This is a genomic window from Streptomyces recifensis, from assembly GCF_002154615.1.
Classification (GTDB): Bacteria; Actinomycetota; Actinomycetes; order Streptomycetales; family Streptomycetaceae; genus Streptomyces; species Streptomyces griseoluteus.
This window is the reverse complement of record NZ_MUNH01000227.1, coordinates 1-11,635: the sequence shown is the minus strand read 5'-3', so window position 1 is coordinate 11,635 and position 11,635 is coordinate 1. Positions and strand designations below refer to the sequence as shown.

The following is an 11,635-nucleotide window of genomic DNA, read 5'->3' as shown; positions in this document are numbered from 1 at the left end:
GGCGACCGCGGTCGCCATCGGGACCTGGATGCCCAGCACGTTGCGCGTGGTGTGCGCGGCACCGCCGCCGAAGCCGACCAGCACACCCGCCGCGCCGGTGCGCATCAGGTGCAGGGCGGCGGTGTACGTGGCACAGCCGCCGACGATCACCGGCACGTCCAGCTCGTAGATGAACTGCTTCAGGTTCAGCGGCTCGTGCGAGGAGGACACGTGCTCCGCCGACACCGTGGTGCCGCGGATGACGAAGATGTCCACGCCCGCGTCGACGACCGCCTTGGAGAACTCGGCGGTGCGCTGCGGGGAGAGCGCGGCGGCCGTGACCACACCGGCGTCCCGCACCTCCTTGATGCGCTGCCCGATCAGCTCCTCCTTGACCGGAGCCGCGTAGATCTCCTGGAGGCGGCGGGTGGCCGCCTCGGCCGGCAGCTCCGCGATCTCGTCCAGCAGCGGCTGCGGGTCCTCGTGCCGGGTCCACAGACCCTCGAGGTTGAGGACGCCGAGGCCGCCCATCTCACCGATGCGGATCGCGGTGGCCGGGGAGACGACCGAGTCCATGGGAGCGGCCAGGAACGGCAGCTCGAAGCGGTAGGCGTCGATCTGCCAGGCGATCGAGACCTCCTTCGGGTCCCGCGTACGGCGGCTGGGGACGACAGCGATGTCGTCGAAGGCGTACGCCCGGCGGCCGCGCTTGCCGCGCCCGATCTCGATCTCAGTCACGTCATGCCTTTCCCTGATGCTTACAGCGTCTTCCAGTATCCCCGACCGGGCCGTCGATGGCCGTCCCCGGAGAAGCGGAGGGCGGTCCCGGATGCTCCGGGACCGCCCTCGTCACGACCGGCACGCGTGCGCGTGCGTCACTTCTTGCTGCTGTAGTTCGGCGCCTCGACCGTCATCTGGATGTCGTGCGGGTGGCTCTCCTTGAGACCCGCCGAGGTGATCCGGACGAACCGGCCGTTGTCCTGCAGCTCCGGGACGGTACGGCCGCCGACGTAGAACATCGACTGGCGCAGACCGCCGACGAGCTGGTGCACCACGGAGGACAGCGGGCCGCGGTAGGGCACCTGGCCCTCGATGCCCTCGGGGATCAGCGCCTCGTCGGAGGCGACGCCCTCCTGGAAGTACCGGTCCTTGGAGAACGACTTGCGGTCGCCGCGCGTCTGCATCGCGCCCAGCGAGCCCATGCCCCGGTACGACTTGAACTGCTTGCCGTTGATGAACAGCAGCTCGCCCGGCGACTCCTCACAGCCCGCGAGCAGCGAGCCCAGCATCACCGTGTCGGCGCCCGCGACCAGGGCCTTGGCGATGTCGCCGGAGTACTGCAGGCCACCGTCGCCGATGACCGGGACCCCGGCCTCCTTGGCGGCGAGCGCGGCCTCGTAGATCGCGGTGACCTGCGGGACACCGACGCCCGCGACCACACGCGTGGTGCAGATCGAGCCGGGGCCGACGCCGACCTTGATGCCGTCCGCGCCCGCGTCCACCAGCGCCTTGGCACCGTCGCGGGTGGCGATGTTGCCGCCGATGACGTCGACGCCGGAGGAGTTGGACTTGATCTTCGCGATCATGTCGCCGACCAGCCGGGAGTGACCGTGCGCGGTGTCGACGACGATGAAGTCGGCGCCAGCCTCGATCAGTGCCTGCGCGCGCTCGAAGGAGTCACCGGCCACACCGACCGCCGCGCCGACCAGCAGGCGGCCCTCGGAGTCCTTGGCCGCGTGGGGGTACTGCTCGGCCTTGACGAAGTCCTTGACCGTGATCAGGCCCTTGAGCACCCCGCGGTCGTCGACCAGCGGCAGCTTCTCGATCTTGTGCTTGCGCAGCAGCTCCATGGCCTCCGGGCCGGAGATGCCGACCTTGCCGGTGACCAGCGGCATCGGCGTCATGACCTCGTGGACACGCCGGGTGCGGTCCGTCTCGAAGGCCATGTCGCGGTTGGTGACGATGCCGAGCAGCTTCTTGTCGTTGTCCGTCACCGGCACACCGCTGATCCGGAACCGGGCGCACAGCGCGTCGGCCTCGCCGAGCGTGGCCTCCGGGTGGATGGTGATCGGGTCGGTGACCATGCCCGACTCGGACCGCTTCACCAGGTCGACCTGGTTGGCCTGGTCCTCGATGGACAGGTTGCGGTGCAGCACGCCCACGCCGCCCTGACGGGCCATGGCGATCGCCATGCGGGACTCGGTCACCTTGTCCATGGCCGCGGACAGCAGCGGGATGTTGACCCGCACGTTCCGGGAGACGTACGAGGCGGTGTCGATGTCGTCGGGCGCCATGTCGGACGCGCCCGGCAGCAGCAGCACGTCGTCGTAGGTCAGCCCGAGTGTCTGGAATTTACCGGGCACTCCGTCGACGTTGGCAGTCATGACACCTTCCCCAAATGGCCTTGATCGGTGCGGATGTCCATGCTAACGGGAAGCGTCGTGAGCAAATTCCACGCTACGGGGGCGCTTCAGGCTTCGTATGTTCGTACGAATTTCGGTGCGTGGCCTCGTGGGCTACTGCTCGGCCAGGGCGCGCAGGCGGCTCAGCGCCCGATGCTGGGCCACGCGGACCGCTCCTGGTGACATTCCCAACATCTGCCCTGTCTCCTCCGCGGTCAAGCCCACGGCGATCCGGAGCAGAAGCAGTTCGCGCTGGTTCTCGGGGAGGTTGGCCAGCAGCTTCTTGGCCCAGGCGGCGTCGGAGCTGAGCAGGGCGCGCTCCTCGGGGCCCAGGGAGTCGTCGGGCCGCTCCGGCATCTCGTCCGAGGGGACGACGGTGGAGCCGGGGTGGCGCATCGCGGCGCGCTGGAGGTCGGCCACCTTGTGGGAGGCGATGGCGAAGACGAACGCCTCGAAGGGACGGCCGGTGTCGCGGTAGCGCGGCAGGGCGAGCAGCACCGCCACGCAGACCTCCTGCGCGAGGTCCTCCACGAAGTGGCGGGCGTCGCCGGGCAGCCGGGACAGGCGGGTGCGGCAGTAGCGCAGCGCGAGGGGGTGGACGTGTGCGAGCAGGTCGTGCGTGGCCTGCTCGTCCCCGTCGACGGCACGGTGCACCAGGGGGCCGATCGGCCCGGGGGCCGTGCCCGCCTCGTCGTCGCGCATCGGTCCATGGTGCCTTGCGGCCGACCGGTCCGTGGCATCGCGTTCGTGGTTGTGCACCGAAGCGTTATGAGCAGGTGCGCCGGCACTCATCTCCTGCGCCCTCCCCTTCCGCTCGTTTTCCGCTCGCTCGACTCGTCCCCGAGAGACTCCACACCTCAAGGATGCGGCATCCCCACGGAAACAAGCAGCACGCGGTCCCTCGCGGGGTGCCAACGGGTCTGATTCCGCCACGCCCGCCGCCGGCGGGGTGGGTACGGGGGTGCCGGTGAACAGCAGCGTCACCGGTGCGGCGGCTCGGCCCCGACGGATGGGTACCGGCGTCGGCCGACGGCGGCTCCACCGGGCCGCGCGGACGAAGAGCACCGCGGGCGCCCGGCCCCGCCCGGCGACTTGGGCGCAAGGCACCCGAGCCGGCCCGGCCGCCTCCGCGCGACGCACCGCCGAAGGCCGGGCCCGGCCCGGGCCCGGCGGCCACCCGGCCGCCCACCACGAGCGCGCCCCCGGCACCGGCCGACGCCGAACCGACTGCCGGCACTCCCGGCGAGCCGGACCGACAAGGCCCCGCCGCACCGGGCGAGACCGGCTCCACCCGGCGCCCGCCGGCGGCAGGCACCGTCACCGGGGCCGGCCTCCCGCGCACACCCACACCCTCCGACGCCCGCCGAGAACCCCGAGGCCAAGGCCGAGCGCAGCGGCCGCGCATGCGTTACCGGACCAGTCCCCAGCGGAAGCCGAGTGCCACCGCGTGGGCGCGGTCCGAGGCGCCGAGCTTCTTGAACAGGCGCCGGGCGTGGGTCTTGACGGTGTCCTCGGAGAGGAACAGCTCGCGGCCGATCTCCGCGTTGGAGCGGCCGTGACTCATGCCCTCCAGCACCTGGATCTCCCGCGCGGTGAGCGTGGGCGCCGCCCCCATCTCGGCCGAGCGCAGCCGGCGCGGGGCCAGCCGCCAGGTCGGGTCGGCGAGAGCCTGCGTCACCGTCGCGCGCAGCTCGGCGCGGGAGGCGTCCTTGTGCAGGTATCCCCGCGCACCCGCGGCGACCGCGAGGGCGACGCCGTCGAGGTCCTCGGCGACGGTCAGCATGATGATGCGCGCGCCCGGATCGGCGGACAGCAGACGGCGCACGGTCTCGACGCCGCCCAGTCCGGGCATGCGTACGTCCATGAGAATGAGGTCGGAGCGGTCGGCGCCCCAGCGGCGGAGGACTTCCTCGCCGTTGGCAGCCGTCGTCACGCGCTCGACGCCGGGCACGGTCGCAACCGCGCGGCGAAGCGCCTCTCGGGCAAGCGGGGAGTCGTCGCAGACGAGGACGGAAGTCATGACCGCCCTCCGGAGCTGATGCGCGTCACCTTGAGCCTCCAGGCTGGTACGGAATCGTCACCTGTGCGGTCGACCGTCTCGGACGCCTGCCCGAGCACTTGTGTTTTCAACCGCCTCCGCACTCTCAACGACGGTCACCCGAAAGAGTTACGGGTCGGCGTACTGACTTCGGCACTCTACGTGAGGGGTCCGACACGGGTCCGTCACGCGCGACGGACCCACGGGTTTTCCGCACAACTTGTGCCCCATTTAGTCGCTTTTGGTCCCGTTTCTCAGTGTCTGAGGCTAGATTCGCAATGAGTCATATTTTCATCTCCTTAGACCGGAGATGTACGGTCGAAGGCACGGTATCCGCTCAGAACGGCTACAAGGGGTCACGTAATGGCAGATTTCTCCCGCCTTCCCGGACCGAACGCGGACCTGTGGGACTGGCAGTTGCTGGCAGCCTGCCGAGGGGTGGACAGCTCGCTCTTCTTCCACCCGGAGGGCGAGCGCGGTGCGGCGCGGAGTGCACGTGAGAACTCGGCCAAGGAGGTCTGCATGCGGTGCCCGGTCCGAGCGCAGTGCGCGGCCCACGCGCTGGCTGTGCGCGAGCCGTACGGCGTGTGGGGCGGGCTGACCGAGGACGAGCGCGAAGAGCTGATGGGCCGGGCGCGCAACCGCCTGGTGTCCACCACCAGCGGGAGCCCCGGCTCCCACGCCTGAAGGAACGTTTCTGCATCCATCAGGGCACGCACCCGCGTGCCCCTTGGCCGTGCCTGGCCGTACTCGGCCCCACCGGCGCCGTGACCGCCGCCGCTCGCGCCCCGCAGCCACGCCGCGGGGCGCTGCCGCGCGCGGCCGGTAACGGCCGGGCGGCCGGGCCGCCGCTTCGGGCCCGCTCCCTCCGGGTCGGCCCGAAAGGCCCCGGCGGGGGGAGTTTCCGAACGCCGGCGCGCGCCGGCGCGGTCAGGTGATCGCCGGTGTGGTCCCGCCGGGCAGCGCGCAGGCTTCGCCGGCGTAGGGGCGCGAGACGATCTGTCCGCCGGCGGCCACGCAGTCGTCTCTGGAGATGTTCGGAGACGAGGCCGCACCGGCGCTGACAGCGCCGACGGCGCTCGCGCCGGCAAGGGCCGCCGTGGCCAGGACGAGGGCCAGGATTCTGCGCACACGCATGACTTCCTCCTCCTCTCAGGCGCCCTCGTTCGGCCTTCGGGAAGGACGGATCTCGATACGACGGCGCCCTCTTGTCCCAGCATGGGCGCTCCCCATGAGGCCCGCGAGGCGAGGCCGGACAACGCGGAACGGCCTGGTCGGCAGGACGGGCCTAGGGCCGCGCAGCCGCCCTGGCCAGCTGTTCCAGGGTCGCGGCCACGGCCGGGACCTGGGCCAGGTCGGGCAGGGTGAGGGCGACGATCTCCCGTCGTACCGCGGGCTCCAGCCGGACCACGCGCACTCCCCTGGGCCGTACCGACTCCACCGCGAGCTGGGGCAGTACGGCGACGCCCAGGCCGGCCCCGACCAGGCCGACCACGGCCGGGTAGTCGTCGGTGGCGAAGTCGATGCGAGGGGTGAACCCGGCGCCCTCGCAGACCTGCACGAGCTGCCCCCGGCAGCGCGGGCAGCCCGCGATCCAGGGCTCCTCGGCCAGCTCCCCGATGGCGACGGCCTCGGCGCCGGCGAGCCGGTGCCGCTCCGGGACCAGGGCGACCAGACGGTCCGTCAGCAGCCGTCGTATCACCAGGTCGTCCCACTCCTCGGTGGCGGGAGCGCCCTGGTAGCGGAAGGCGAGGGCCACGTCGCAGTCGCCCTCGCGCAGCAGCTCGACCGACCTCGGCGGCTCGGCCTCCTCCAGGGAGACACGGGTGCCGGGGTGGGCGGCGCGCAGGGCGGCGAGGGCGGTGGGGACCAGGGTGGAGGTGCCGCTGGGGAAGGAGACCAGCCGGACCCGGCCCGCGCGCAGGCCGGCGATGGCGGCGACCTCCTCCTCGGCGGCGGTGAGTCCGGCGAGGATGCCGGAGGCGTGCCTGACCAGGGCTTCTCCCGCCTGGGTCAGCCGCATCTCCCGGCCGCCCCGGACCAGCAGCGGGGTGCCGACGGAAGCTTCCAGGGCCTTCATCTGCTGGCTGACGGCGGGCTGGGTGCAGCCCAGCTCGCGCCCCGCCGCCGAGAAGGAACCACTGGCGGCGACGGCGCGCAGGACGCGGAGATGACGGGCCTCGATCACCCTTCGAGCATAAGCGGTGCTTGGGAGCGGGTCCTGATATCGCGTCGACGCTTTGGGCAGCGGTCACGTACCGTGCGCGCATGAAGCTTCTCTCCGTCAACCTGGGGCGACCCCGCGCCGTGCCGTACACCGATCAGGCCGAGGGGGTGACGGGCATCGACAAGCGGCCCGTCGAGGGTCCGGTGCGCGTGGCGGCGCCGGGGCCGAAGGGGATCGGTGGCAGCGGGCTGGCCGGGGACGCGGTGTGCGAGCTGCGCCATCACGGCGGGGACGACCAGGCCGTGTACGCCTTCGCGCGCGAGGACCTGGACGACTGGGAGCGCGAGCTGGGCCGGTCCCTGTCCAACGGATTCTTCGGGGAGAACCTGACCACCGAGGGCCTCGACGTCTCCGGGGCGCTGATCGGGGAGCGCTGGCGGATCGGGTCCGGGGTGGTGCTGGAGGTGACCTCGGGGCGGATTCCGTGCCGTACGTTCCAGGGCCATATGGCCGAGCCGGGCTGGGTGAAGAGGTTCACCCGGAAGGCCGTCACGGGGGCCTACCTGCGGGTGATCGAGCCGGGTGAGATACGGGCGGGGGACGCGGTGGAGATCGTGCACCGGCCGGACCACGGGGTGACGGCGGCGACGCAGTTCCGCGCGGTGACCACCGAGCGGGAACTGCTGCCCTCGCTGCTCGCGGCGGGCGACGCGCTGCACGGCGAGGCCCTCGCCCAGGTCCGCAAGTACCTGGCGGACCAGGCACGCTGAGCGGCCGTCACCACGGGCCGGGGCCGTCGGCGCGGGTCACTAGTCTTGGGCCATGACAACGGCTCTGATTACGGGATCGACCGCGGGCATCGGCGCCGCGTTCGCACGGCGGCTGGCGGCGGACGGGCACGACCTGGTGCTGGTGGCGCGCGACACGGCGCGGCTTCGCGAGCAGGCGACCGAGTTGCACGACCGGCACGGCATCGAGGCGGAGGTGCTGACCGCCGACCTCGCCGAGGACAAGGGCATCGAGACGGTGGCCGAGCGGCTCGGCGACCGGCGGCACCCGATCGACCTGCTGGTCAACAACGCCGGGTTCGGCAACAAGGGCCGCTATCTCGACGTCTCCATGGCCGACGAGCTGCGCATGCTCAAGGTCCACTGCGAGGCGGTGCTCCGGCTGACCTCGGCGGCCGCGGAGGCGATGCGGGAGCGCGGGCGCGGCGGGGTGGTGAACGTCGCCTCGGTGGCGGCCTTCGTCCCGCGCGGTACGTACGGCGCCTCGAAGGCGTGGGTCGTGCAGTTCACCCAGGGCGCGGCGAAGGACCTCGCGGGCAGCGGGGTCCGGCTGATGGCCCTCTGCCCCGGCTTCGTCCGCACCGAGTTCCACGAGCGGGCCGGCATGGGCACGGACAACATCCCCGGCTGGATGTGGCTCGACGCCGACAAGCTGGTGGCCGAGGCGCTCAACGACCTCGCCCGCAACAAGACCGTCTCCATTCCCGACCCCCGCTACAAGGCCCTCATGGGCCTGGCGAAGGTGGCCCCGCGCGGCCTCCTGGGCGGAATCAGCGCGCGCACGGGGCGCAAGTACGGGCCGCGCTGAACGAGGGGACATGCGCGCACCCGCACGGGCAGGGTCGGCCGGACTCGTCGCCGCGGCCGCGTGCCTCGGCCTGATCACTTCTTGCGGCGGCGACGGCGGCACCGCGCGGCCGGAGCCCTCCGTGCCGCCCGCCACCGGACACGCCTACACGGCGGCGTACGAAGCGGGATGGCGCGAGGGGAAGCGGATCTTCGAAGACGGTGGCAAGGGGGCCGCGGTGCGTGAGGTGGTGTGGGGAGGCTGCGTGCGCCGGTCCTTGACCGCCCGGCCGGGTGATGTCGTGGACAAGGACCGCGGGGCCTGGGTGCTGGGCTGCATGCAGGGAGCCGGCAGCGGAGCGGACCGGCATCCGCCGACGGGGCCCGTGACACGCCGCGCACCGGATCCGGCCCTGCTGGGGCGTTTCCGCTCGTGGGCCGCGGCCCATGGCGAACGGCAGTCGGCACGGCACGCCCGCCGAGTGGTCCTCGTCCACCTCGGCACACGTGACTACGACGTCGAGCTCGCCTGTACCTGCACCGCCAAGAGCGCGCAGGCCGACGTGCGAGGACTGGCCGACGCCTTCGTCACGTGGTGGGACGGCGACGACGGTGACGGTACGGCCTGGAATCTCATCGTCACCGACCCCACCGGCCGGCGCCTGTTCACCCGCGCACTGGGCTGACCGGGACGTGCCGGCGCGGATCAGCCCGGGAGGACCGCGCTCGAAGAAGGGTCCGGCAACGCCGAGGCCCGGCGTTCCCGTGGGAACGCCGGGCCTCGGTGAGGTGACGTCGGGTCAGTGCGAGTGACCGTGGCCGTGGCCGTGGCCCGCGGCGGCCTCTTCCTCTTCCTTCTTCTCGACGACCAGGGTCTCGGTCGTGAGGAGGAGGGAGGCGATGGAGGCGGCGTTCTCCAGGGCGGAGCGGGTGACCTTGACCGGGTCGATGACGCCGGCCTTGACCAGGTCGCCGTACTCGCCGGTGGCCGCGTTGTAGCCCTGGCCCTTCTCCATGTCCTTGACCTTGGAGACGATGACGTAGCCCTCCTGGCCGGCGTTCTCGCCGATCCAGCGCAGCGGCTCGACGACCGCGTTGCGGACGACGCTCACGCCGGTGGCCTCGTCGCCGGTCTTGCCGAGACCGTCCTCGAGGACCTTCGCGGAGTGGACCAGCGCGGAGCCACCACCGGAGACGATGCCCTCCTCGACCGCGGCGCGGGTCGCGGAGATGGCGTCCTCCAGACGGTGCTTCTTCTCCTTCAGCTCCACCTCGGTGGCGGCGCCGACCTTGATCACGCACACGCCGCCGGCCAGCTTGGCGAGGCGCTCCTGGAGCTTCTCGCGGTCCCAGTCGGAGTCGGTGTTCTCGATCTCGGCCTTGATCTGCGCGATGCGGCCCTGCACGTCGGCGGAGTTGCCGCCGCCGTCGACGATCGTGGTGTCGTCCTTGGTGACGGTCACGCGGCGGGCGGTGCCCAGCACGTCGAGACCGGCCTGGTCGAGCTTGAGGCCGACCTCCTCGGAGATGACGGTGGCGCCGGTGAGGACGGCCATGTCCTGCAGCATCGCCTTGCGGCGGTCACCGAAGCCGGGGGCCTTCACCGCGACGGCGTTGAAGGTGCCGCGGATCTTGTTGACCACCAGGGTCGACAGGGCTTCGCCCTCGACGTCCTCGGCGATGATCAGCAGCGGCTTCGAGGCGTTGGTCTGGATGATCTTCTCGAGCAGCGGGAGCAGCTCGGTGATCGAGGAGATCTTGCCCTGGTTGATCAGGATGTACGGGTCGTCGAGGACGGCCTCCATACGCTCCTGGTCGGTGACGAAGTACGGGGACAGGTAGCCCTTGTCGAAGGCCATGCCCTCGGTGAAGTCCAGCTCCAGACCGAAGGTGTTGGACTCCTCGACGGTGATGACACCGTCCTTGCCGACCTTGTCCATGGCCTCGGCGATCAGCTCGCCGACCTGCTGGTCCTGGGCGGACAGCGCGGCGACGGCGGCGATGTCGGACTTCTCGTCGATCGGGCGCGCGGAGGCGAGCAGGTCCTCGGAGACGGCCTTGACGGCGGCGTCGATGCCCTTCTTCAGGGCGGCGGGGGACGCGCCGGCGGCGACGTTCTTCAGGCCCTCGCGGACCAGGGCCTGGGCGAGCACGGTGGCGGTGGTGGTGCCGTCACCCGCGATGTCGTTGGTCTTGGTCGCCACCTCCTTCACGAGCTGGGCGCCGAGGTTCTCGAACGGGTCCTCGATCTCGACCTCACGGGCGATGGTGACACCGTCGTTGGTGATGGTCGGCGCGCCGAACTTCTTGTCGATGACGACGTTGCGGCCGCGGGGGCCGATCGTCACCTTCACCGTGTCGGCCAGCTTGTTGACGCCGCGCTCAAGGGCGCGACGGGCGTCCTCGTCGAACTTCAGTGTCTTCGCCATGACAGCGGGAGCCCTCTCGGAAAATCTGGGTGGATGTGCCTGCGCCCCCGGCCGCCCGGCTTCTTAACGGTCGCGGGAACCAGGGGCGCAGTGGTGAAGCAGATGCTTCGGGGTGAACTACTTCTCGATGATCGCGAGAACGTCGCGGGCCGAGAGGACGAGGTACTCGTCGCCGTTGTACTTCACCTCGGTGCCGCCGTACTTGCTGTACAGCACGATGTCGCCGACCTTGACGTCGAGCGGCAGGCGCTCGCCGTTCTCGAAGCGGCCCGGACCGACGGCGAGGACGGCGCCCTCCTGGGGCTTCTCCTTCGCGGTGTCCGGGATGACCAGGCCAGAGGCCGTGGTCTGCTCGGCGTCCAGCGGCTGGACCACGATGCGGTCCTCGAGCGGCTTGATGGCAACCTTGGAGCTGGCGGTCGTCACGATCCGACCTCCCCCTTCTGAGAATTCACGGGGTTGACTGTCTGAGGTGGCGACCAGGTGGATCCGTCGTCGCGGGTGCCGGACCTGCCCGTCGCTTTGTTGGCACTCTCGTGTGCCGAGTGCCAGTGCCGAGACTATGACCGCGGTTAGCACTCGGTCAAGCGGAGTGCCAATTGCCGTGCGGCGCGTCGGCGCACGTCGGCTGTCGGAGCTACCTCCACCGCGCCGGCGGGACGCGCACCCCCACGGCGCCCTGGAGGTAGTCGTCCAGCTTTCCCGGCGTCAGGCTCCTTCTCTGCGCCTCCTTCAGCACGCGCACCGTGCGCTCGGCCAGGTCGCCCCGGCGGTCCGGGGTCACACGGATGATGTCGCCTGCGGTCAGGTGTCCGGGAGCGCCCGTGTAGACGAGGCCGTGGCGAGTGGTCTCGACGCGCCAGCGGACGACGGCGTGGGCGCGGGGGAAGACGGCGACCGGCAGCCGGAGTTCACCGACCAGGGCGGCCAGCCTCCGGTCCCGTACGGCCGCCTCGCCGTAGGTCAGGAAGACGACCCGGTCGGCCGTGGCCACGTGGCCAACCGCACGCGTCCCGCTTCGCGCCGGGAGGGGCCGGGCCGTGGGG

At 71.4% G+C, this 11,635-nt stretch carries 13 protein-coding genes; 4 read left to right on the top strand and 9 right to left on the bottom strand.

Going from position 1 to position 11,635, the window contains the following annotated elements:
• The 4 genes from CCN33_RS13775 to CCN33_RS13760 all read right to left on the bottom strand — a co-directional run.
• The coding region (locus CCN33_RS13775; RefSeq protein WP_086693923.1) for a GuaB3 family IMP dehydrogenase-related protein at positions 1–717 on the bottom strand (717 nt) is incomplete at its 3' end.
• A 137-nt stretch (positions 718–854) separates the two neighbouring features.
• The gene (guaB, locus tag CCN33_RS13770; RefSeq protein WP_086693922.1) at positions 855–2,363 is read right to left on the bottom strand and encodes an IMP dehydrogenase; all 1,509 of its coding nucleotides are present in this window, start codon (positions 2,361–2,363) and stop codon (positions 855–857) included.
• A gap of 132 nt (positions 2,364–2,495) precedes the next feature.
• Positions 2,496–3,083, bottom strand: coding sequence for a sigma-70 family RNA polymerase sigma factor (locus tag CCN33_RS13765; RefSeq protein WP_086693921.1), 588 nt, complete (start codon positions 3,081–3,083; stop codon positions 2,496–2,498).
• A 706-nt stretch (positions 3,084–3,789) separates the two neighbouring features.
• Positions 3,790–4,401, bottom strand: coding sequence for a response regulator transcription factor (locus CCN33_RS13760; protein ID WP_003948568.1), 612 nt, complete (start codon positions 4,399–4,401; stop codon positions 3,790–3,792).
• 381 nt (positions 4,402–4,782) lie between these two features.
• Between CCN33_RS13760 and CCN33_RS13755 the strand changes: the two genes are divergently transcribed.
• On the top strand, positions 4,783–5,106 hold the full coding sequence (locus tag CCN33_RS13755) for a WhiB family transcriptional regulator (RefSeq protein WP_031180829.1): 324 nt from the start codon (positions 4,783–4,785) through the stop codon (positions 5,104–5,106).
• Positions 5,107–5,349: 243 nt separating this feature from the next.
• Here CCN33_RS13755 and CCN33_RS13750 read toward each other — a convergent pair whose 3' ends face one another.
• Together CCN33_RS13750 and CCN33_RS13745 are read right to left on the bottom strand one after the other, a co-directional pair.
• Complete coding sequence (locus tag CCN33_RS13750) at positions 5,350–5,556, bottom strand: hypothetical protein (RefSeq protein WP_086693920.1); 207 nt, start codon at positions 5,554–5,556, stop codon at positions 5,350–5,352.
• A gap of 151 nt (positions 5,557–5,707) precedes the next feature.
• Complete coding sequence (locus CCN33_RS13745) at positions 5,708–6,607, bottom strand: LysR family transcriptional regulator (protein WP_086693919.1); 900 nt, start codon at positions 6,605–6,607, stop codon at positions 5,708–5,710.
• Positions 6,608–6,687: 80 nt separating this feature from the next.
• Between CCN33_RS13745 and CCN33_RS13740 the strand changes: the two genes are divergently transcribed.
• Genes CCN33_RS13740 through CCN33_RS13730 form a run of 3 tightly spaced genes read left to right on the top strand, consistent with a single transcriptional unit; the run spans position 6,688 to position 8,846 of the window.
• Positions 6,688–7,356, top strand: coding sequence for an MOSC domain-containing protein (locus tag CCN33_RS13740; protein WP_086693918.1), 669 nt, complete (start codon positions 6,688–6,690; stop codon positions 7,354–7,356).
• A gap of 52 nt (positions 7,357–7,408) precedes the next feature.
• Positions 7,409–8,182, top strand: coding sequence for an SDR family NAD(P)-dependent oxidoreductase (locus CCN33_RS13735; protein WP_086693917.1), 774 nt, complete (start codon positions 7,409–7,411; stop codon positions 8,180–8,182).
• Between the two features lie 10 nt (positions 8,183–8,192).
• On the top strand, positions 8,193–8,846 hold the full coding sequence (locus tag CCN33_RS13730; protein WP_086693916.1) for a hypothetical protein: 654 nt from the start codon (positions 8,193–8,195) through the stop codon (positions 8,844–8,846).
• 114 nt (positions 8,847–8,960) lie between these two features.
• Here CCN33_RS13730 and groL read toward each other — a convergent pair whose 3' ends face one another.
• The 3 genes from groL to CCN33_RS13715 all read right to left on the bottom strand — a co-directional run bounded on the left by groL (position 8,961) and on the right by CCN33_RS13715 (position 11,583).
• Entirely contained in the window at positions 8,961–10,589 is a 1,629-nt protein-coding gene (groL, locus tag CCN33_RS13725) for a chaperonin GroEL (protein ID WP_086693915.1), read from the bottom strand.
• Between the two features lie 117 nt (positions 10,590–10,706).
• On the bottom strand, positions 10,707–11,015 hold the full coding sequence (gene groES / locus CCN33_RS13720; RefSeq protein WP_018543953.1) for a co-chaperone GroES: 309 nt from the start codon (positions 11,013–11,015) through the stop codon (positions 10,707–10,709).
• Positions 11,016–11,226: 211 nt separating this feature from the next.
• On the bottom strand, positions 11,227–11,583 hold the full coding sequence (locus CCN33_RS13715) for a hypothetical protein (RefSeq protein ID WP_086693914.1): 357 nt from the start codon (positions 11,581–11,583) through the stop codon (positions 11,227–11,229).
• Between the last annotated feature and the right edge of the window lie 52 nt (positions 11,584–11,635).